At 61.9% G+C, this 20,765-nt stretch carries 16 protein-coding genes and 1 pseudogene; 6 read left to right on the top strand and 11 right to left on the bottom strand.

The features are described 5' to 3' along the window. Positions 1-8: 8 nt before the first annotated feature. The 3 genes from RTH74_RS19070 to RTH74_RS19060 form a co-directional block, all read right to left on the bottom strand. Positions 9-404, bottom strand: coding sequence for a VOC family protein (locus RTH74_RS19070; RefSeq protein WP_316915679.1), 396 nt, complete (start codon positions 402-404; stop codon positions 9-11). A gap of 69 nt (positions 405-473) precedes the next feature. After that, the gene (locus RTH74_RS19065) at positions 474-875 is read right to left on the bottom strand and encodes a VOC family protein (RefSeq protein WP_099525630.1); all 402 of its coding nucleotides are present in this window, start codon (positions 873-875) and stop codon (positions 474-476) included. A gap of 13 nt (positions 876-888) precedes the next feature. Next, on the bottom strand, positions 889-1,632 hold the full coding sequence (locus RTH74_RS19060; RefSeq protein WP_099525631.1) for an SDR family NAD(P)-dependent oxidoreductase: 744 nt from the start codon (positions 1,630-1,632) through the stop codon (positions 889-891). 133 nt (positions 1,633-1,765) lie between these two features. On the opposite strand from RTH74_RS19060, the gene RTH74_RS19055 reads away from it, so the two are divergent. Continuing rightward, positions 1,766-2,653: an AraC family transcriptional regulator gene (locus tag RTH74_RS19055; protein ID WP_099525632.1), complete on the top strand. Its 888-nt coding sequence runs from the start codon at positions 1,766-1,768 to the stop codon at positions 2,651-2,653. Positions 2,654-2,696: 43 nt separating this feature from the next. Here the strand turns inward: RTH74_RS19055 and RTH74_RS19050 are convergent, their stop codons facing one another. Further along, on the bottom strand, positions 2,697-3,464 hold the full coding sequence (locus RTH74_RS19050) for an MBL fold metallo-hydrolase (protein WP_099525633.1): 768 nt from the start codon (positions 3,462-3,464) through the stop codon (positions 2,697-2,699). A 99-nt stretch (positions 3,465-3,563) separates the two neighbouring features. On the opposite strand from RTH74_RS19050, the gene RTH74_RS19045 reads away from it, so the two are divergent. From RTH74_RS19045 to RTH74_RS19025, 5 genes are all read left to right on the top strand, one after another. Further along, a complete protein-coding gene (locus RTH74_RS19045) occupies positions 3,564-4,520 on the top strand; it encodes a helix-turn-helix domain-containing protein (RefSeq protein WP_316915678.1) in 957 nt (318 codons plus the stop codon). A gap of 218 nt (positions 4,521-4,738) precedes the next feature. Continuing rightward, entirely contained in the window at positions 4,739-4,912 is a 174-nt protein-coding gene (locus RTH74_RS19040) for a hypothetical protein (protein WP_166432418.1), read from the top strand. Between the two features lie 195 nt (positions 4,913-5,107). Further along, positions 5,108-6,808, top strand: a complete 1,701-nt coding sequence (locus tag RTH74_RS19035) for an EAL domain-containing protein (RefSeq protein ID WP_316915677.1) — start codon at positions 5,108-5,110, stop codon at positions 6,806-6,808. 55 nt (positions 6,809-6,863) lie between these two features. Next, positions 6,864-11,279: a CHASE domain-containing protein gene (locus RTH74_RS19030; protein ID WP_316915676.1), complete on the top strand. Its 4,416-nt coding sequence runs from the start codon at positions 6,864-6,866 to the stop codon at positions 11,277-11,279. Between the two features lie 162 nt (positions 11,280-11,441). Next, positions 11,442-12,230, top strand: coding sequence for a diguanylate cyclase (locus tag RTH74_RS19025; RefSeq protein ID WP_316915675.1), 789 nt, complete (start codon positions 11,442-11,444; stop codon positions 12,228-12,230). A 5-nt stretch (positions 12,231-12,235) separates the two neighbouring features. Here the strand turns inward: RTH74_RS19025 and RTH74_RS19020 are convergent, their stop codons facing one another. The 7 genes and pseudogenes from RTH74_RS19020 to pap form a co-directional block, all read right to left on the bottom strand. Further along, positions 12,236-14,269: a pyridoxamine 5'-phosphate oxidase family protein gene (locus RTH74_RS19020; RefSeq protein ID WP_316915674.1), complete on the bottom strand. Its 2,034-nt coding sequence runs from the start codon at positions 14,267-14,269 to the stop codon at positions 12,236-12,238. A gap of 196 nt (positions 14,270-14,465) precedes the next feature. Further along, positions 14,466-15,092, bottom strand: a complete 627-nt coding sequence (locus RTH74_RS19015; RefSeq protein WP_316915673.1) for a glutathione S-transferase — start codon at positions 15,090-15,092, stop codon at positions 14,466-14,468. A 147-nt stretch (positions 15,093-15,239) separates the two neighbouring features. Beyond that, complete coding sequence (locus tag RTH74_RS19010) at positions 15,240-16,130, bottom strand: LysR family transcriptional regulator (protein ID WP_099525639.1); 891 nt, start codon at positions 16,128-16,130, stop codon at positions 15,240-15,242. Further along, positions 16,127-17,050 (bottom strand): LysR family transcriptional regulator, encoded by a 924-nt coding sequence (locus RTH74_RS19005; RefSeq protein ID WP_099525640.1) that lies wholly within the window; start codon positions 17,048-17,050, stop codon positions 16,127-16,129. Before RTH74_RS19005 ends, RTH74_RS19010 begins: the two co-directional genes overlap by 4 nt. Before the next feature lie 63 nt (positions 17,051-17,113). Next, positions 17,114-17,733, bottom strand: a pseudogene (locus tag RTH74_RS19000) (LysE family translocator). A 124-nt stretch (positions 17,734-17,857) separates the two neighbouring features. Beyond that, entirely contained in the window at positions 17,858-19,045 is a 1,188-nt protein-coding gene (locus RTH74_RS18995) for a thiolase family protein (protein WP_316915672.1), read from the bottom strand. Positions 19,046-19,246: 201 nt separating this feature from the next. Beyond that, entirely contained in the window at positions 19,247-20,734 is a 1,488-nt protein-coding gene (pap, locus tag RTH74_RS18990) for a polyphosphate:AMP phosphotransferase (protein WP_125835518.1), read from the bottom strand. Between the last annotated feature and the right edge of the window lie 31 nt (positions 20,735-20,765).

The raw sequence follows: 20,765 nt of genomic DNA, 5'->3' as shown, positions 1-20,765 counted from the left end.
CAGTACGTCTATTCAGGTTTCTGGCAAACGACCTCGACGTTGATACCGTCGGGGTCTAAGACATAAGCGGCGTAGTAATGATCGTGATAGCGGTGCCTGATGCCAGGTACACCGTTATCACGACCACCTGCCCTCAGCGCCTCGCGATGAAAGGCATCGACCAGTGCTCGCTCGTCGACCTTAAAAGCGATGTGGCTGCCTTTGCCTGGCTCTTCCTTATCGTGAAGCCAGAGGCAAGGGTAGCCATCCACACCGAGCCCATGCCTGGTTCCACCGGTGCGAGTGCGTTCGGGGCCTACGGTGATGATTCTCTTCATACCTAAGGGAGCCAGGGCAAGTTCGTAGAATCGACAGGACGCCGCAGCATCCCTCACGGCGAGTTCGACATGGTCAAGAATGCTCATCGATACGTCCTCCTTCATGGATTTTCTAGCGCCGCTCGATCCCAGCGATCATTTGTGCGCCTCTCTCGATCAATGCCCGTGTTGCCAACTCTTGTAGACGAACTCCAGGCTATAGCCATCCAGATCACGGACATTGGCGGCGTAGTAGCGAGGGTCGTAGTGCAGTCGAGCACCAGGCGCGCCGGCGTCCTTGGCGCCTGCGGCCAACGCGGCAGCGTATGCAGCATCGACAGCATCCCGGCTATCAGCAACGAAACCGACATGCACGGCCCGGTTGTCGACCGCGCCCTCGCGCAGCCAGAAAAACATTCGCCCATCTGCACCGAAGCCCTTGAGATCAGGATGCCCAGACGGGCCGCTCTTACCGTCGTAATCGAGCCGGTTACGGATACCGAGCGGAGCCAGTACCTGTGAGTAGAACCACACCGCAGCATCGACGTCCTTCACCGAAAGAAAAATATGATCGAGCATTTCGCCACTCCGTTCAGATGATGTAACCGCCAGCCACTTCGATGGACTGGCCATTGATCCAAGCGCCGTCGGCTGTCAGCAACATGGCGATAACACGTGCGACCTCCTCAGGTTCGCCGATGCGTCCCAGGGCTGTCTGACCCGCGAGCAAGGCCTCGAACTCTGCGTTCATTCCACCGCCCAATTCAGTACGCACAGGCCCCGGGGAAACGGCGTTGACGCGAATGCGGCGTTCACCGAACTCTTTGGCCATATAGCGCGTGAGCACCTCCAGCCCTGCCTTGAAGGCGGCATAAGGCGCGACGCCTACTGTCGCCACGCGGGTGGTTGCACTGGTGACGTTGACGATGCTTGCCCCCTCCTGCAGCAAAGGCAGCAGGGTTTGCGTCAAGAAAAATGGTCCCTTCAGATGCACGTTCAGCAGGCCGTCGAATTGCGCCTGGGTGACGCTCTCGATAGGGTTGAACAGTCCATAGCCGGCGTTGTTGACCAACCCCACCAGTTCACCTGCTTGAAACTTGCGGGCCAGGACACCCACCACCTCATCGCGAAATGCCTGAAAGCTGTCCATCGCACTGACGTCGAGTTTCAACGCCACAGCGCTGCCACCTTCAGCCTGTATCTGCTCAACAACATCGGCAGCACGCTGTGGGTGTCCGTTGTAAGTCAGGATCACACCCAGGCCGCGACGGGCGCATTCGATTGCCGTGCTGGCACCGATGCCTCGACTTCCACCTGTAATGACGACTGTGTTCATCTCGATAGCTCCCTCGTTTGGATGCGCAAACGATAGGGAACTGGCTCGGATAGCACCCAACCATTACTGGCAGATTCCAGCCTATTTCTGCTTTTGTCTTGTGAATACAATCAAGCCAGGCTCAAATGGCGGCATGAATGATCAGCTCGAAGAACTACGCCAACTTACCGCTCACGCCGAGAATCGACGCACTGATACGGGTATTCCGCGCGTAGCCATGGTTCAGGGCGAAATACCCGAGCACCAGTTGGCAGCGGTCTACGACCCCATGGTCAACCTGATACTGCGCGGCAGCAAGTCGATATCCATTGGCGGCAAGACGCTGCACTACGACCCCGCTACCTATTTTGTGATGTCTGTAGACCTACCCGCTGCGGGGCGCGTACATGCCGATGAATCCGGCGCGCCTTATCTGGCAGTCGCCCTGTCACTCGATGCCAAGGTCATTGCCGACCTGCTGTACGATCTGCCTGATCCTCTCAGGCGAGACCAGGAGCACAAGGCCTTCTCCGTTGCCAAGGTAACCCGCGAATTACTGGACGCCTGGGTGCGCATGCTGCGTCTGATGCAACGTCCAGAAGAAATCGCTGCACTCGCCCCAGCCTACGAACGCGAGATTCTCTATCGCGTGCTGCAGGGACCGATGGGCTGGATGTTGCACGACATCGTCTCTCCCGATAGCGCACTGGCTCGGATCAATACGGCGATTCAGCGAATCCGCCAGGACTACGCCCAGCCGCTGCGTATACACGAACTGGCCGCACGCTCCGCCATGAGCGTGTCGGCCTTCCACCGACACTTCAAAAGCGTCACTGCGCTCAGCCCACTGCAATACCAAAAGCAGATCCGCCTGCTGCAAGCACGCACACTCCTGCTTACAGCTGGTCGTAGCGTGACCGCCGCAGCGCATGAGGTGGGCTACGAGAGCCCGACCCAATTTGGCCGGGAATACACCCGCGAGTTCGGCGTATCACCGGGCAGGGATACGGCAAGAATTGTCCAGCAGATGAAAACGGACTAATCACTTGCTGGCCTGGCGACTGCACAAACGCGGCCTGGCGAGTTCAAAACTCCAGCACCTCACCATCCTGCGGTATCAGCAACTCGACCTGCGCACGGGCAGCGGCCTCGGCCAAGCCCACACGGCTGACCGGGCAGTGGCTGATGGCTTCCAGGTGATTGGCAATGACTACCTTGCCACTCAAGCGGGCGAACTCGATCACCTCGTCGACACCCATGATGATGTCGCTACCCAGGTCGAAACGCGCCCCACCTGCCGGTACCACGCTGATGGCTGGACGGTGCTCGCGTACACAGGCGCGCACCTCGTCGGTGAGCAGGGTATCGCCGGCCAGATAAAGGCTTGGCTCGCCCGGTATCTCGATCAGAAAACCCACACCGTGCTCCATCAGGCGCCCCACCAGACCCCGGCCATGGGTGCAGCGGATGGTGCGGATAAGCCCGCCGAGAAACGGACCGGGGAATTCATGTTCCGGCAATAGCGGCCGGACGTTCAGGCCGCGCTGCGCCAGGTAGTCCACATCATGTGGCGTGCAGATCACCGGAATCTTGCGTTCGCGCAGCCATCTCACGCCTGCACGATCCAGATGATCGAAATGGCCTTTCTGGCAATGAGTGATCAGGCAGTGGGTGACCGACTCCAAGTCGGTGCGAGCACTGACTGGCAGCTCGACCAGCGGATTACGCTGACGGGCGCCGAACAACCGCAGCGGTGGCAAGGCGCCTTGGCGAGCCAACATGGGGTCGACCAGAACGCGGTGCTGGCCGAACTCGACGATGATGGTGGCGTTACGCAGCTGCTGAATCTTCATGAAAAGCCCTCGAGTTCTGAGGGGCCCATGCTGCCTATCCGGCTTCAGGGCAATAATGGCAGTATTGGACATCTTCGATTCATTTCAGGCCATCCACTCATGCGCGTTGGTTTGCTGCTGTATCCCGATTGCATGCCGGCCGGGCTGTTCGCCTTCGCCGACCTGCTGCACGCGGCCAATCGCCGAAGTGGACGACAACTGTTCGAGGCTCGCTATATCGCCCAGCGTGCCGGGCCAGTGGCATGCGCCCATGGGATGAGCCTGCAGGCGAGCGCCGCGCTCGATCCGCGTGAATTCGATGCTTTGCTGATTCCGGGCTTCTGGGCCGAGTCGGCGGAGCAGGCAGAGGCAGTGCTGGCTGACAATGTCGCGCTGATCAAAGCGCTGTCGTCCGTCGGTAAACGCGTGCAGCTATGGAGTTACTGCACCGGCGTTGGCCTGCTTGCGGCCAGCGGCCGCTTGAACGGCCAGGCGGCAACGGTGACCTGGTGGCTGGCGGATGCGATGCGTGAACGCTTCGCGCGGGTGCGCTGGCAGAGCGAAAGCAGTTGCGTGTTCGCCGTGGGCGTAGCCACTGCATCCGGGGTGAACGGCTACTTGCCCATCGCTCAGGGAGTGATCGAGCGACACCTCAGTGAGCAGTCCTTCAGAGACATCAGTCAGCTGATGGTGCTGCCCCGTCCGGCCGTCCCGCACAGTGCGTTTCAGGGCGCCAGCCTGATGCAGCAGCCCGTGGGCCTATTACGCCGCCTGCATGCACTGATCGAGCAAACGCCTGCCGAGCAACTGACGGTGCAGGCGCTGGCCGAGCAATTGGCGATGTCCGAACGCACCCTGGCGCGCAAGGTAAGCGCGCAAACCGGAGAGCCAGTGGCGAGCTATGCGCGGCGCATCAAGCTCTACCAACTCAGCGAACGCCTGGCCATGACCTCGTCGCCGCTAAGTACCTTGAGCGCTGAACTGGGTTTCAGCAGCCCGGCCAATCTGCGGCGCATGTTCAAGGCACTGACCGGGCTGACACCTGCGCAGTATCGCCAGCAGTATGGGCGTCAGTAATTCAGGGTGACCGGTAACAGTGTTTCGGTGCCAGATCACCGCCAAATATTTCAAGATAATTCAAAACGTCCCGGAGAGGAAACGACCAAACGAAAATCACGCCGTTCGTTGCATTAAAGGAACAGTCCTTTGCAAAATCCCCGGTTTAATAAGCTTGCTAACGAGGCGTATAAACGAACTGCGACATTTAGCCGCATTCGTATTACGAGGAGACAAGCATGAACGTGATCGTGCACGAACGTGACAGCGAACATCTTTCCCGTGAAGCCCGTGCCATGGGGTTGGTGGCCTGGGATGTGATTCAGAATGGAGAGCTGGTCGGTATTTTCCCGTCCCAGGACGAAGCCGATGCCTACCGCAAAGTACTTGAAGACGCACAACCGCAAGGATGAGCACAGGCTGCTGCCGTTTCCTGCGAAACGGCAGCAGCTTGCGACGAGGTCGTTCCGCTCCCCGAGCGACTCCTGGCGACCGCGGCGCCGGCGACATCTTTCGAGGATCTGACATAAAGGTAATCGAGACGACCGCCACTCTGGCGCAGCTGGGCTAATCTCACCTCCGGGAAAGGGGATTTCCGGGGTGCAGTGATGTATGAAAATCGATTCGATCCCACGCCCGTGGTTCTGATCGTCGACGATCAACCCACCGACGTCAGGATTTTGCAGGAGGCCGTTGGCGAGCTGGCACAGGTGCATATTGCCAACGATGGTCGCATGGCGCTGGAAGTGGCGCGGTTCTGCAGGCCCGACGTGGTACTGCTAGATATCGAGATGCCCGGCATGAGCGGCTTCGAGCTATGCCGCCTGATCAAGGCCGACGCCAAGCTGTGCGATGCAGCGATTCTTTTCGTGAGCGCCCATACGCAGACGGAGAACGAAATCCAGGCGCTGGATCAAGGCGGCATCGATTTCATCCAGAAGCCGCTAAGCATCCCGGTAGCCCGAGCCCACGTCCGCGCCCACCTCAATCTGCGCACCGAGGCCAAGCGTCTGGCCTACTTCGATGCACTTACCGGCCTGCCCAATCGCATGCTGTTGCGTGATCGGGCAGAGCAGATGCTGCAGAAGGCCCGGCGCAACGGTGCCAGTCTCGCCCTGCTGTTGCTCGACCTGGACAATTTCAAGGGCATCAACGACTCATTGGGGCACTCCGTGGGCGACCTTATCCTCAAGGAAGTCGGCCGACGCCTGAATGACACGTCACGCCAGGTGGACACCGTCAGCCGCCAGGGTGGGGATGAATTCGTGATTCTGGTGAACGATGTACAGCGCTCGGAGACCATCAGTGACTATGTCGAGCGTCTGCTGCAGATCATCGCCTTGCCCATGAGCATCGCCGGCAATCGCTACGATGTCACCGCCTGTGTCGGCATCAGCATATTCCCTGTCGATGGCACGGACCTCGAAGCCCTCTATCGTCAGGCCGATGCCGCGATGTACCAGGCCAAGCAGGAAGGCCGAAATCGCTACCGCTTCTTTTCCCAGAGCATCGAAAGCCAGGCCCGAGCCCGCCACCTGCTGGAGAGCCATATGCGCAGCGCCCTTGAGTCGGGCGTCTTCGAGGTGTTCTACCAACTGCGCTTCGACGTCCGTGACGAGCGCAGCTGCGGCATGGAGGCGCTGATTCGCTGGCGCCGAGACGAGGGTGAGTTGATCTCGCCAGCGGCGTTCATCCCGTTGGCCGAAGAGACCGGGCTGATCGTGCCAATCGGCAAGCAGGTGCTGCACAAGGCCTGCAGCGACGCCAAGCAGTTGCTCGACATGGGCCAGCGTCTCTGCGTCGGCGTCAATATCTCGATGGTGCAATTTCGCGAAGAATCCTTCCTCGACATGATCAAGAAGGTGCTCCATGACACGGGGCTGCCGCCCGAACTGCTCGAGCTGGAAATCACCGAGGGCGTGCTCGCACGCGACGTCGAGCAAGCACGCCGGCTACTTGAGGCCTTGAAAGAAATGGGCGTACGCATCGCCATCGACGATTTCGGTACCGGCTATTCGAGCCTTTCCTACTTAAAGAAGTTACCCATCGACGTGCTTAAGATCGATCAGAGCTTCGTTCGGGACATGCTCACTGACCACAGTGACGCGGCCATCATCGAAGCCATCGTGCGCATGGGCCAGGCTCTGGGTCTGGAGTTGGTGGCCGAAGGAGTGGAAAGCGAAAAACAGTCAAGACAGTTGCTCGCCTTGGGCTGCGAGTTGATGCAGGGCTTTCATTACTGTCGACCCATGCCTTTCGAGCAGTTGTGTACCTTCATGGGTCTGACAACTGTCTGCGAGCACCAATGAGCCAAAGGAAACCAACGTTGTGCGGCTGATCGTCCTGTTAACGTTCGCGGCCAGCATGACCGCCACCTTACTGACTACCGTCGTGTTGCAACAAAGCAACCAGCAAAAGGTGGACCAGGCTCTGGTCGAGGCTACCGAACGAGCCGCGGACACAGTGCTCCAGCGCATCGAGCTGTACCAGTACGGCCTACGCGGTGCACGCGGTGCCGTGCTGGCGAGTGGCGAGCACGGCATTACCCGCGAGGGCTTTCGCATCTACAGCCTGACGCGTGATGTCGACCTCGAATTCCCGGGCGCGCGTGGCTTCGGCTTCATTCGCCGGGTGCCCGAGCAGCAGCAGGACAGCTTCCTCGCCCTAGCTCGCGCCGACGGAATGCCAGACTTCCAGATCCGCCAGTTCATCCCTCACGATGGCGAGCGCTTCGTCATCCAATACATCGAACCGGTGGAGAGAAACCGGCAGGCCGTAGGGCTCGACATCGCCTCGGAACACAACCGCAGTAGCGCCGCGATGGCCGCCATGGCCAGTGGCGAAGTGCGGATATCTGGCCCTATTACTCTGGTTCAGGCCACCGGTAGCCCGTTGCAGTCCTTCCTGATCCTGTTGCCCATCTATCGCGGTGCGGTCACGCCCAGCACGGTCGAGGCGCGCATGGCTCAGGGTATTGGCTGGAGTTACGCGCCCCTGCTCACAGAGGAGGTTATGCAGGGCCTGCAACTCGACCGGGACGGTCTGCACCTGCAGTTGAGCGATATCACCGATGCTACGCAACCGCAGGGTTTCTTCGGCTACCACGCGCAATCAGAATTCACGGATGAAATCGCCAGTCACGCGCTCACGCGGGAGGTGTTCGGACGACGCTGGCAGATTGAGTTGCATGCGCAGGATGAGTTCATCAATCAACTCAACCTGCTTTCCCCACAAATGGCAGCACTGACCGGAACCCTGCTCAGCCTGCTGTTGGCAGTGCTGATGAGCGTGATTCAGGTGAGCCGTCAGCGCCACCGACAAATCCTCACGGAGCAAGCACGCTCGGCGGCTATCGTGGAAAGCTCGAGCGACGGCATCATCGGCCAGGATCTCGACGGAAGAGTGCTGAGCTGGAACCGTGGCGCCGAGCGTATCTTTGGCTACAGCGCAGCGGAAACCCTGGGTAAAAACCTGCTCGGGCTGACTATTCCAGAGAATCTGCGCCACGAAGAGCAGAGATCGTTGCAGTACATCGCCGCGCAGCGGGAAGTGGAAAACTTCGACACTCAGCGTAGTCGCAAAGATGGTCAACTGGTCGACGTGTCCATCTCGATATCCCCGTTGTTCGACGGTACCGGCAACCTGATCGGTCTGTCGAAGACCGTGCGCGACATTTCTGCACAGAAGGCCGCCGAAGCCCGCATTCTGGAACTCAATGCCAACCTTGAAGAGCAGGTCAGCGAACGAACCCAGGAACTGCGCAAGCTCAATCTTCTGCTCAACAACGTGCTGCAGTCAGCGTCCGAGGTGTCCATCATCGCCACCGATCTCGAGGGGGTCATCCGCGTGTTCAATCGTGGTGCCGAGCGCCTGCTGGGCTATGACGCCAAGGAAGTCGTAGGCCTGCAGACCCCCGCCATGTTCCACCTGCCCGAAGAGATTCAGGCATACAGCGAGGAGCTCAGCCAGGAGTACGCTCAGCCGATCAACGGCTTCCGCGTGTTTGTGCACAAGTCGGAACTGGAACAAGCGGATAGCCGTGAATGGACCTACGTGCGCAAGGATGGCTCACTGCGTTCGGTGACCCTGCTGGTTAACGCCATGCGCGATGAGAATGGGAATGTCGCCGGCTACCTGGGGATCGCCCTGGATCTCTCCAAGGAAGTACGCCTGCGCCGCGAGGCCCTGGCCGCCCATGACCAGGTTTCGATGGCGGCACGGGTGGCAGAACTGGGGATCTGGTCCTGGGCCCCCGTCGACAACCTACTGCATTGGAACGAGCGGATGTTCGAGCTTTACGACTATCCGCTCGAATTGCGTGAACAAGGGCTGGAGTACCGCCTTTGGCACGACCGCATTCACCCTGAAGACCAACCGGCCACCGAGGCGAATCTGCGCGACCTGATCGCCGGCAGGGGCACGTTCGACGGCGTCTTCCGCATCGTAAGGCCCGATGGCCAGGTGCTGTACATCCAGCCCGGGGCACACGTCGAGCGCGACCAGCAGGGCAATCCGGTGAAAATCACCGGGATCAACCGCGATATCACCGCGCAACTGCAGCTCGAAGCCGGCCTGCGCCATGCCAAGGAACAAGCCGACGCCGCCAGCGCGGCCAAGAGTGCCTTCCTGGCCAACATGAGCCACGAAATTCGCACACCGATGAATGCCGTGCTGGGCATGCTGCAGCTGGTACAGGCCACCGAACTCAATGCGCGCCAGCTCGACTATGTGCTCAAGGCGCAGAGCGCCGCGCACGCCCTGCTAGGCCTGCTCAACGACATTCTCGATTACTCGAAGATCGAGGCCGGCAAACTACAGCTGGACCTGCACGACCTCGAACTGGAGCCCATGCTGCGTAATCTGGCCGTGGTACTGGCGGGCAACCAGGGCGACAAGGATATCGAGGTCATGTTCGACGTCGATACCGCCCTGCCCTCGGTGCTACTGGGCGACAGCCTGCGTCTGCAGCAGGTGCTGATCAACCTGGCCGGCAACGCCCTGAAATTCAGCCACAGCGGCCAGGTGATAGTTAGCCTGCACCAGCTGCAGCGTATAGCCGATCAGGTCAAGCTGCGCGTCGCCGTGAGTGACACCGGCATCGGTATCAGCGAGGACCAGTTGCAACGTATTTTCGACGGTTTCACCCAAGCGGAAGCCTCTACCACCCGCCGTTACGGCGGCACCGGGCTGGGCCTGGTGATATGCAAACGACTGGTGGAACTGATGGGCGGCACCCTGCACGTGGAAAGCGAGCTCGGCGTCGGCAGTCGCTTCTGGTTCGACCTCGAGCTGGGCGTGCGCGACGGCACCGACGCGCTGAGGTACGCGCGTGACGAGCAACAGCAACTACGCCTGCTGATCGTCGACGACAATATGATCGCGCGGAAATTGCTGCAGCAGACAATCTTCGACCTGGGCTGGCATGCCGAAACCGCGGACAGCGGCGACGACGCTCTGCTGCGTGTGCAGCAGGCACAGCAACCCTACGACATCGTCCTGCTGGACTGGCGGATGCCGGGGATGGACGGCCTGGAAGTCGCACAGCGGATACGCGAGAGCGCCACGCCGCAGCGCCCGCCGCCGACGGTGATCATGATCACCGCTCATGGCCGCGAGGTGTTGGCCGATCGCTACGGCGAGGCTGACGCCCCGTTTGCCGGCTTCCTCACCAAGCCGGTCACGCCGCGCCAGTTGGTGGCCTGCATCCTCCAGGCGCGCCATGGCCTCAGCGACGAAACGCCGGTGCCGGGCTACAAACTGGGACAGCGTCTGCTGGGTTTGCGCTTGCTGGTGGTCGAGGACAACGCGCTTAACCGCCAGGTCGCGAGCGAACTGCTGGCAGGCGAAGGCGCTGACGTCAGCCTCGCTGAAGGTGGACTGGAAGGTGTGCAACTGGCGCAAACCGCACAGCCGCCCTTCGACGCCATCCTGATGGACATCCAGATGCCGGATATTGACGGTCTGGAAGCTACCCGGCGTATTCGCCTGCATCCAGCGCACCAGTTGCAACCCATCATCGCCATGACCGCCAACGCCTCCAATACCGACCGTGATCAGTGCCTGGCGGCCGGTATGAACGATCATGTCGGTAAACCGATCGACATCGAAAAGCTGGTGGCGGTGATTCGCCAATGGTGCGGCCTGGAAACTACACAACCCAGCACCATCGCGGTGGGCGAGCCAATCGAGGATCAAACCGCCATTCTCAGGCGGTTCGGCGGAAACCTTACGCTGTTGCGCTCAATGCTGGAGATCTTTCCTGCCGATCTGCATCAGCAACTGGATCAGTTGCGGGGGCATCAGCAGCACGGTGATACCAACGCCATGCTCAGGAGCCTACATAGCCTCAAGGGCAGTTCCGGGACCATCGGCGCCAAGCAGCTCTCGATGCACTTCGCCGACTTGGAAAAGCAGATCGCCGAGGATGCCAGGCCATTTCATGAGGACGGCGCCTGGTTGGATGAAGCACGTCAGCAACTGCGCGACAGTTGCGAGCGTCTGCAGGCGATGTTCGCCGTCGCCACGTCCACCGCCATGACGCAGCAAACCGTTACTGTTGCAGCCGCTGACTTGCAGTGGACGACGGCCCTGCAAGCGCTTAACGTGCAACTGCAGGAGGGCAACCTGAATGCCCTCGAATCAGTGAAAAACCTGGCTACGCAGATACCGGACACGCTACGCAGTGACTTCGAGGCTATCCGTCAGGCGATCGACGCACTGGACTTCCAGCGCGCGCAGTACTTGCTTCATGTATTACACCAATCGCTAGAAGGGGATTGATTTGGAGCGACTGAAACCCTACCTGCACAAACGTCCTAAACTGCTAATCGTCGACGATCAGCCGTTGAACATCCGATTGCTGCACGAGTTGTTTCGCAACGATTGTGACGTGTACATGGCCACCAGCGGGGAACAGGCACTGGCGGGGAACAGGCACTGGCGATGAGCCGTGACCTCGCCCCGGATCTGATCCTGCTCGATGTGATCATGGCCGACATGGACGGCCATGAAGTCTGTAGACGCCTGAAGGCCGCAGCGGAGACCAGCCAGATCCCGGTGATCTTCGTTACCGGCAAGGATCATGAGGACGACGAAACCATTGGTTTCGAGCTGGGCGCAGTGGACTACATCCGCAAGCCGTTCCATTCGGTGGTGGTGCGCGCCCGCGTGATGAATCACCTTAAACTGAAATTGCAGAGTGACTTGCTGCGCGAGATGGCCATGCTCGATGGCCTGACCGGTATCCCAAACCGGCGCAGTTTCGACGAGCACTTCGAGTCGATCCGTGCACACGCCTTGCGCGAGCAGCGCCCACTGTCACTGCTGATGATCGACGTCGACTACTTCAAGAAGTACAACGACCTCTACGGTCATATGCGTGGCGACCAGTGCCTGCGCGACGTCGCTCAGGCCCTGAATGGCAGCTTACGCCGTCCTCACGACCTACTCGGACGCTTCGGCGGCGAGGAGTTCGCCGTACTGCTGCCCGATACCGACGAAGCCGGTGCTCTGACCGTAGCCGAGCAGTTGCACTCAGCCATTGCACGTCTCGATATCGAACACCTTGCCTCAGACGTAGCCGACAGAGTCAGCCTGTCCATCGGCGCCGCGACCCGTCTGCCGACCTCAACGTCCAGCCTGGAGCAGCATCTGCAATGGGCCGACGAACAGCTCTATCGCGCCAAGAGCGAAGGTCGCAATCGCACCTGCATCCAGAGCTACGGGGCCTAACAAGCCTAGAGATCCAGCTGCAATGGCTCGCCCTGCGCCGGCACCGCGCAGCAGATCAGCACGCCATCGCCTTCCGGCAACTCGGCTGGCGGGTTCGGGTAATGCACCTGCCCGCTGATCAGTCGCGTCTTGCAGGTGCCGCAGGAACCGCCACGGCAGCTGAACTCTGGCGTCAGGCCCCGGCTTTCTGCCAGTTCCAGCAGGCTGCCACCCTCCGGCATCCAGCGTGCTTCCTTGGCCGAAGTGGTGAAGTACACCGGTACCGGCTCGGTCGCAGCCGGCGGCTGCACGAAAGCAGTCACCTGCCCGTCCGTACGACGCGTCAGGGTCGAGGGGCCGAACGCCTCGGCATGGATGCGTGCATCGTCGATGTTCAGATCGCGCAAGCCATCGTAGATCGCCTGGGTAAAGGCGGCCGGGCCGCACAGGTAGAAATCGTAATCGTCGAACGACAGCGCCGCCTTGATCTGCTCCAGCCCGATGCGTCCATGCTGCTCATAGTCGCGTCCGAGCACTGCGTCCTGCTCCGGTGCACTGAGGGCACGATGCACGCGCAGCAGGCCATCAGCACGTTGCACCAACTCGCGCAGCTCGACCTGGAACGGCAGGTCGCTCAGCGTCCGTGCCCCCTGGAAGAAATGGATGCGCTTGCCCTGCCCCAGCGCCACCTGCTCGCGCAGCATCGACAGCAGCGGCGTGATACCGACACCGGCACCGATCAACACCAGCGGCCGATGAGTGTCACTGTTGAGGGTGAAGCTGCCCAGTGGCGGACGCACTTCCAGCACATCGCCAACCTGAAGCTGTTCGTGCAGGTGCCGCGAGACAACACCCTGCGCCTTGACGCTGATGCGCAACTGACCGTCCGATGGAGCACTCGACAGGCTGTAGGTACGCAGCAGGGTTTCACCCGTAACAGTGGTGATGCGAATGGGCAGGTGCTGACCGGCGGCGAAGCGCGGTGCGACGCCCTGCTCCGGCGCCAGCACGAACGAGCGGATATCGGCGCTCTCCTGCTGCTGATGCTGCACGCGCCAGCGCTGCCACTTGTTGCGCTGCTCACGCTCGCGCAGGCGCGCATCGGTTTCTGCCCAGGTGCCGGTCATCAGGCTGGTCGGTGCATATTCCTCGAAGGCCCAACGCAATGAGGTCGCGGCCGGACGCAGCACCACCTGCTCGACGTCGAGGGTCCATAGCCGTTCGGCACCCTCGAAGAGGTTGATCAGCGGGCTGTCGAGAAGGATTTTGGCGCGTCCGCCCAGTTGCAGCACGTCACCCGTGGCGAAGTCGACGAACAGCAGGCCGGCGCGCGGATTGACGCTGAGGTTGCCCAGGGTGTTGAAGAACAGGTTGCCGGCGTAGTCGGGAATGGTCAGGCGATTGCCCTCTACCCGCACGAAGCCAGCGCGACCGCCCCGGTGCGAGACGTCCACCGAGCGGCGGCCATCGGCATGCTCGACGTAACTGGCGACGAAGAAGGTGTCAGCGCTACGGATCATCTCGGCAGTACGCGCATCCAGTTCGGTCGCTGCCAGGCGCTCGATGCCCCGCTCAGGTACGCGGCGGTAATGGCGCAGCTGGATGTACTGCGGGCAATTGCCGAAGGAATGCTCCACGGTGACGTCCAGACGCTGTGCCGAGGCCTGATGAATATGCCCGTTGATGCGATTGCGCCGCCGCGAATGCAGCTCGATGCCAAGCAGGCCGATGGCCTCGCCGCTGCCCAGGCCGGCAGTGGCCGGATCGAGCGGGTCGAGCGCCATGGCGGCCAAGTCGAACGACAGCTGACGTGGATCGGACGAGGTGACGAAACCCTCCTCGCCCTCGATCAACGTGGCCCAGGGCTGGCCTGCGCCATCCACAGCACCCGCGATCATGAACGGCAACTGATGGTAGAACTCGCGATGCTGATCCGGCATGTAGTCGCGGATCACCTTCTGTCCGAGCACTTCCATGCGTTCGCCGACGCCGACCTTTTCCTGCAGTTGCTTTTCACCGGCATGCCAGGGCGAGTGCCGATGGCTGGGGAGCTGTTGCATGTTCTGTCCTCCACGCAAGAAGCTGCCGAGTGATCCCGGCAGCGGCTGTAGGGCGCTTCTAAAAACGTAGGCGAGGCAGCCAGCGCAAGGCAAAAACAAGCGAAAACGCGGAGTTTACGTGCTGTAAATGAGCAGTTTGAGCTCGTTTTTAACGCAGTGATGGCAACGCAGGTAGTTTTTAGAGGCGCCCTGCGACTCAGGCTTGCAGACCGGCGGCGGTACGCGGCATCGGTACGAAACCCGGCAGTGCCTCGATGCGTGCCAGCCAGGCGCGGATGTTCGGATAGGGTTCCAGCGAGACGTTGCCCTCCGGCGCGTGGGCAATGTAGGAGTAGTTGGCGACATCGGCGATGCTCGGCTTGTCGCCGGTGAGGAATGGGGTTTCGCCCAGCTCGCCTTCCATCACGGTGAACAGCGCATGGGCGCGATTGATCACTTCTTCGGTGTTGAACGAGTAGCCGAATACGGTGACGAGGCGCGCAGCTGCGGGGCCGAACGCTACCAAACCGGCGGCCACCGACAACCAGCGCTGCACGCGGGCAGCAGCAGCAGGCTCCTGCGGCAGCCAGTCGTCGTTGCCGTAACGTTTGGCCAGGTAGACGAGGATGGCGTTGGAGTCGCTGATGATGGTGCCGCCGTCATCGATCGCCGGTACCTGGCCGAAGGGGTTGAGGGCAAGGAACTCGGGGGTCTTGTGCTCGCCCTTGGCCAGGTCGACGAAGATCAGCTCGGTGGGCAATTGCAGCAGCGAGAGCATCAGCTCGGCACGGTGGGCATGGCCGGAGCGCGGGAAGTTGTACAGCTTGATGGCGGGACGGGACATGGCGATGACTCCTTCGAGCGTGATTGGATAAGGTCACCGCGAGACGACTGACCTTCGCGACGATGGGGCCATGTTGGCCTCATCCAATCTCGATAAGAATCACCACAAAGAACAATCCACTATTTCACTTTCTGCAATTTTCTCACGTCAGGCCTGAAACGCCGGATGAGCACGCAGGCGCGGCACGGCAAAGTCGAGGAAGCTACGTACCCGTCCTGCCGCCCGGCGTCCTTCGCGGTAATACAGCTGCACCGGCAAAGGCGCTGCGGCGAAGCTTTCCAGCACCGCCTGCAACTGCCCACTCTGCAACTCCTGATAGGCCTCGTAGCTCAGGCAGCGGGTCAGGCCAAAACCGGCGAGCGCTGCGCGGATCGCAGCCTGCGGCGTGCTGCAGGTCAATCGCGGCGCGAGCTTCACCGCACCGTCCGCAAAACGCCATTCCCCCGCATGACCGGTCGAAGAGCGGCCAATGGTGCGGTGCACATGCAGGGCTTGCGGACTTGCGGGCCAGCCCCAGCGCTGCAGATAGTCAGGTGTCGCACAGACCAGCGGTCGCGCCCATCCCAGCGGCACGGCAAAGCCGGACGAACTGGGCAGATGGCCGACCACCACGGCCAGGTCGATGCCCTCCTCCAGCAACCTGGGCGGCTCCTCGCGCGCCAAGGTAGCCAGGCTCACCTCGGGAAATGCCTCCAGGTAGTCGACTGCGATGGGGGTCAGCACCTGATGCGTCATCAATAGCGGCAGGGCCAGGTTCAGTTGTCCGACGGGGCTGGCATGCAGGCCGGCCACCGAGCGCTCGGCCTCCTCAACCCGCTGCAGGATGCGCTGACAGCTATCGGCGAAAGTCGCACCCGCCGCGCTCAGGCTCACACCGCGTGGCCCGCGCAGTAGCAAGGTGCTGTCCAGACGACTTTCCAGCGCAGCTACGGTACGCATCACCGTGGCCTGCGACAGCTGCAACTGGCGAGCAGCAGCGGCCAGGCTGCCCGCCTGGGCCACGACGAGGAAGACCTGCATCTCGCGGTGATGACTCATGACACAGGCGCGGCTCCGGCCGCGCGCAGCGCTGGATCGGCGCGAAAACTGGCGGCGCAGTGGTCGACGAACGTACGCACCTTGGCCGACACCTGGCGGCCGCCCTGGTGAATGATGTGTACCGGCAAGGCGGGTGGCTCGAACGCTTCGAGTACCAGTTCGATCTCGCCGCGCGCCACCGCAGCGGCCACCTGGTAGGACAGCACGCGGGTATAACCCCAGCCCAACCGCGCTACACTGATCGCCGCCTGGTTGGAGCTGACAGTGAAGCGCGGCTGCGGCATGAAGCCGAACGGACCGTCGGCGCCGACGAACTGCCAGTGCGACAGCAGGGTGCTGGCGCTGGACATGACGATGGGCGAATCGCGCAGCTCATCCGGGTGGCGCGGACGCCCGACGCGGTCGAGAAAATCTGGTGAGGCGCACACCACCGGGCGAATCTGCCCGACCTGCAATGCAGGGTGATCGCCCTCGGGCAGCGAGCCGATGCGCACGGCCACGTCGATGCCCTCCTCCATCATGTTCACCACGCGGTCGACCAGCAGCGCATTGACCTCCACATCCGGGTGGGTGTCGAGGTACTGGGCGATGCGTGGAATCAGGAACAGCTCACCGAACATCACCGGCGCCGTCACGGTGAGTCGTCCACGCGGGCGCACACTGCCACCGGCGGCCAGTTCCTCGGCTTCTTCCAGCTCCAGCAGGATGCGTCGACAGTCCTCGACATAACGCTGGCCGGCCTCGGTCAAACGCAGGCTGCGCGTGCTGCGCGCCAGCAACAGCGTGCCGAGGCGCGCTTCCAGCGCCGCGACGGCGCGGGTCACGCTAGGCGGCGAAATGCCCAGCAGCTTGGCGCCACCGGCGAAGCTTTCGGCCTCGGTCACTGCCAGCAGCACCCTCATTTCCTGAAACCGATCCATCGTCACCGCCTGGTTTTCTGTTACACCGACGCAGCGTACCTCATGACGAGGCCACGTCCGGACTCAGCGCCGGCTCAAGGCCAGACGCGCGGCGAAGAGGACGAAGATAAGCCCCGTGCTGCGATCCATCCATTTGATCACCGCCGTACGCCGCAGCCAGTGGCCGAGCGGCTGGGTAGCGCCGATCAGCAAAAGCGCCCAGACCAGGCTGAGCGCCACATGGATGCCCACCAGACCGAATGTCCAGGCGATCAGCGGCTGCCCCTGCGGAATGAACTGCGGCAGAAAAGACACGTAGAAAATCCCTACCTTGGGGTTGAGCACATTGCCCAACAGGCCACGCAGGAACCAGTTGGCGCCAGTGGTATCACTCGCCTGAGCAGGCGCCAGCGAGGTACGCGGGCGCAGCAGCATGTTCAGCCCGAGCCAGGCCAGATACGCCGCACCGCAATACTTGAGGAGGTTGTAGCCGAATTCGGAAACCGCCAGCAGCGCGCCGAGGCCGAAAGCCACCGCCGCGCCCCAGAGCAGGCAGCCGGCATTGATGCCAAGCGAGGCACGAAACGCCTGCTGCCGACCCTCGACCGCAGCGGTACGAACACCAGCGCCGTGTCGATCCCCGGCGTCAGGGTCAGCAGCGTGGCAGCCAAGGTGAAGGCGATGAGGTTTTCGGCAAAGGGCATCGGCAGGCGCTCCGTCCACTGGGCAGAGCGCGAGTATAAACAGCGCATCGTTCAAACCGTAGGGTGCGCCGTGCGCACCGCCAACAACCGGGAAACCACCCGGTGCGCACAGCGCACCCTACGTTTAGCCGCGATACGCCTCGAACAGCCCCGTGGCACCCATGCCGCCGCCAACGCACATGGTGACGATGCCGTAGCGCAGTTCGCGGCGCTGCAGCTCACGCACCAGATGGCCGACCTGGCGCGAGCCGGTCATGCCAAACGGGTGGCCGATGGAGATGGAACCGCCGTTGACGTTGTACTTATCGTTGTCGATCCCGAGCGTATCGCGGCAGTACAGGCACTGCGAAGAGAACGCCTCGTTGAGCTCCCACAGGTCGATGTCGGTCACACTCAGGCCCTTAACCTTGAGCAGCTTGGGCACCGAGAACACCGGGCCGATGCCCATCTCGTCCGGCTCGCAACCGGCCACGGTGAAACCGCGGAAATAGGCCTTGGGCGTCAGGCCCAGCTCCAGCGCTTTTTCCAGGCTCATCACCAGGGTCATGGAAGCGCCGTCGGAAAGCTGCGAGGCGTTGCCGGCCGTCACGCTACCAGCCGGGTCGAATGCCGGTTGCAGCTTGGCCAGGGATTCGATGGTGGTATCCGGGCGGTTGCAGTCATCGGCCTCCACCACACCGTCGACGATCTTCTTCTCGCCGGTGGCCTTGTCTTCGAGCTGATACTTCACCGTCATCGGCACTATTTCATCGGCGAACAGGCCTTCGGCCTGAGCCCGCGCGGTGCGCTGCTGGCTTTGCAGGGCGTAGGCGTCCTGTGCTTCGCGGGTGATGCCGTAGCGGTTGGCGACGATCTCGGCAGTCTTGCCCATGGGGTAGTAGATGCCGGGGTTGTCCTTTTGCAGCAGCGGGTTGAACAGGTTGTCCATGTTCATGCTTTTCAGGGTCATGGTGATGGACTCGACACCGCCAGCGACGATGATGTCGCTGCAGCCGGATGCCACCTGGTTGGCAGCGATGGCGATGGCCTGCAGGCCCGAGGAGCAGAAGCGGTTGAGGGTCATACCCGCCACCGGATTGCCCAGTCGCGATAGCACGGCGACATTGCGACCGATGTTCATGCCCTGCGCGCCCTCGTTGGAGCCGGCACCGACGATGCAGTCATCGACCAGCTTCGGGTCGATGCCGTTACGCACCAGCAGCGAATCAACGCAGTGAGCGGCCATGTCGTCTGGCCGGGTCATATTGAACTTGCCGCGGAAAGACTTGGCCAGGCCAGTCCGGACGCTATCGACGATCACCACTTCACGCATGACGCACCTCGTTGTTATTGGATGGCGAATGGCGTGAAGATAAATCCAGCCGATCCCCGGGTGCGACCATCATTGATCTGGCGTATACGGGACGATGTCGGCGCCACCGGGAACGATACAAAAGCATCGCGGCTGAAGCCGCTCCCACGTTCCTGCCGATGGCGACGACTCGTAGGAGCGGCTTTAGCCGCGATTAACGCTTCAATCCCTGGCGAACGCCGCCTCGATGGCCTCATTGATGGTGCGCAGCACCTTGACCCGGGCGAAGCGCTTGTCGTTGGCCTCGATCAGCGTCCAGGGCGCGATCTCGGTGCTGGTGCGGTCGACCATGTCGCCCACAGCGTCGGCGTAGTCGTCCCACTTGTCACGGTTGCGCCAATCTTCTTCAGTGATCTTGAAGCGCTTGAACGGAATCTCCTCGCGCTCATTGAAGCGCTCCAGCTGCGTCTGCTGGTCGATGGCCAGCCAGAACTTCACCAGGATCACTCCGGCATTGGCCAGTTGCTCCTCGAAATCGTTGATCTCGCCGTAGGCGCGCAGCCAGTCGGCCTGGCTGCAGAAGCCCTCGACCCGCTCCACCAACACACGGCCATACCAGCTGCGGTCGAAGATGGTGAACTTACCGCGCGCCGGAATGTGCCGCCAGAAGCGCCATAGATAGGGCTGAGCGCGCTCTTCCTCGGTCGGCGCCGCCACCGGCACGATGCGGTACTGGCGCGGATCGAGCGCGCCGGTGACACGACGGATGGCGCCGCCCTTGCCGGCGGCATCGTTGCCTTCGAATGCCGCGATCAGCGCGTGCTTGCGCATGCGTTTGTCACGCATCAGCCCGGACAGACGCGCCTGCTCGGTAGCCAGTTGCTCCTTGTAGTCGTCCTTGCTCAGGGCCTGGGTCATATCCAGGCTGGCCAGCAAGCCGCGATTGTCCAGGCTGGAAACCAGCGGCGCGGCATGCGGTTGCAGCTGGGTGCGTTGCGGATTAGCCAATGCTGCCTGCAAGCCTTCGAGCAGGATGCGCCCGACGGTGAGGCTGCGGTAATAGTGATCGACGCCCTCGACCACGTACCAGGGCGCGTAATCGCGGCTGGTGCGGCGCAGCACGCGCTCGCCGTAGCGCACGAACTTGTCGTAGGTCTTCGATTGCTGCCAGTCCAGCGGGCTGATGCGCCAACTGTGCAGCGGATCGTCCTTGAGCGCCTCCAGTCGAGCCTTCATGTGCTGCTTGGACAGGTGAAACCAGAACTTGAAGATCAGCGCGCCTTCATCGCAGAGCATGCGTTCCAGGCGCTCGGCGCCATCGATGGCCTGGTCCAGCACCGCGTCCTTGAACTTGCCGTGCACCCTGCCCTGCAGCATCTGGCTGTACCAGTTGCCGAAGAACACGCCCATACGCCCTTTCGGCGGCAGTTGGCGCCAGTAACGCCAGGCCGGCGGCCGCGCCAGTTCTTCATCGGTCTGGATATCGAAGGTGCTGACCTGGATCAGCCGCGGGTCCATCCACTCGTTGAGCAGTTTCACCGTCTCGCCCTTGCCGGCGCCCTCGACGCCGTTGATCAGCACGATCACCGGAAAACGCGCCTGCTGCTTGAGCTCGTACTGCGCCTCCAGCAGCGCCTCGCGCAGCGCCGGCTCTTCGGCCTCGAACGTGGCCTTGTCGATACTGCGGCCGATTTCGGCGGACTCGAACATAAAGCAACCTCCCTGGAATGATCCTCACAGC

Source organism: Pseudomonas sp. zfem001 (assembly GCF_032621725.1).
GTDB classification, from domain to species: Bacteria; Pseudomonadota; Gammaproteobacteria; order Pseudomonadales; family Pseudomonadaceae; genus Aquipseudomonas; species Aquipseudomonas sediminis.
Note: the sequence above shows the minus strand (reverse complement) of the source record. Positions and strands in the feature narration are given on the sequence as shown.

Excerpts from the sequence above, each read along its gene's own strand:
- RTH74_RS19070 (WP_316915679.1), bottom strand. The coding sequence starts at position 404 with ATGAGCATTCTTGACCATGTCGAACTCGCCGTGAGGGATGCTGCGGCG.
- RTH74_RS19065 (WP_099525630.1), bottom strand. The coding sequence starts at position 875 with ATGCTCGATCATATTTTTCTTTCGGTGAAGGACGTCGATGCTGCGGTG.
- RTH74_RS19060 (WP_099525631.1), bottom strand. The coding sequence starts at position 1,632 with ATGAACACAGTCGTCATTACAGGTGGAAGTCGAGGCATCGGTGCCAGC.
- RTH74_RS19055 (WP_099525632.1), top strand. The coding sequence starts at position 1,766 with ATGAATGATCAGCTCGAAGAACTACGCCAACTTACCGCTCACGCCGAG.
- RTH74_RS19050 (WP_099525633.1), bottom strand. The coding sequence starts at position 3,464 with ATGAAGATTCAGCAGCTGCGTAACGCCACCATCATCGTCGAGTTCGGC.
- RTH74_RS19045 (WP_316915678.1), top strand. The coding sequence starts at position 3,564 with ATGCGCGTTGGTTTGCTGCTGTATCCCGATTGCATGCCGGCCGGGCTG.
- RTH74_RS19040 (WP_166432418.1), top strand. The coding sequence starts at position 4,739 with ATGAACGTGATCGTGCACGAACGTGACAGCGAACATCTTTCCCGTGAA.
- RTH74_RS19035 (WP_316915677.1), top strand. The coding sequence starts at position 5,108 with ATGTATGAAAATCGATTCGATCCCACGCCCGTGGTTCTGATCGTCGAC.
- RTH74_RS19030 (WP_316915676.1), top strand. The coding sequence starts at position 6,864 with ATGACCGCCACCTTACTGACTACCGTCGTGTTGCAACAAAGCAACCAG.
- RTH74_RS19025 (WP_316915675.1), top strand. The coding sequence starts at position 11,442 with ATGAGCCGTGACCTCGCCCCGGATCTGATCCTGCTCGATGTGATCATG.
- RTH74_RS19020 (WP_316915674.1), bottom strand. The coding sequence starts at position 14,269 with ATGCAACAGCTCCCCAGCCATCGGCACTCGCCCTGGCATGCCGGTGAA.
- RTH74_RS19015 (WP_316915673.1), bottom strand. The coding sequence starts at position 15,092 with ATGTCCCGTCCCGCCATCAAGCTGTACAACTTCCCGCGCTCCGGCCAT.
- RTH74_RS19010 (WP_099525639.1), bottom strand. The coding sequence starts at position 16,130 with ATGAGTCATCACCGCGAGATGCAGGTCTTCCTCGTCGTGGCCCAGGCG.
- RTH74_RS19005 (WP_099525640.1), bottom strand. The coding sequence starts at position 17,050 with ATGGATCGGTTTCAGGAAATGAGGGTGCTGCTGGCAGTGACCGAGGCC.
- RTH74_RS18995 (WP_316915672.1), bottom strand. The coding sequence starts at position 19,045 with ATGCGTGAAGTGGTGATCGTCGATAGCGTCCGGACTGGCCTGGCCAAG.
- pap (WP_125835518.1), bottom strand. The coding sequence starts at position 20,734 with ATGTTCGAGTCCGCCGAAATCGGCCGCAGTATCGACAAGGCCACGTTC.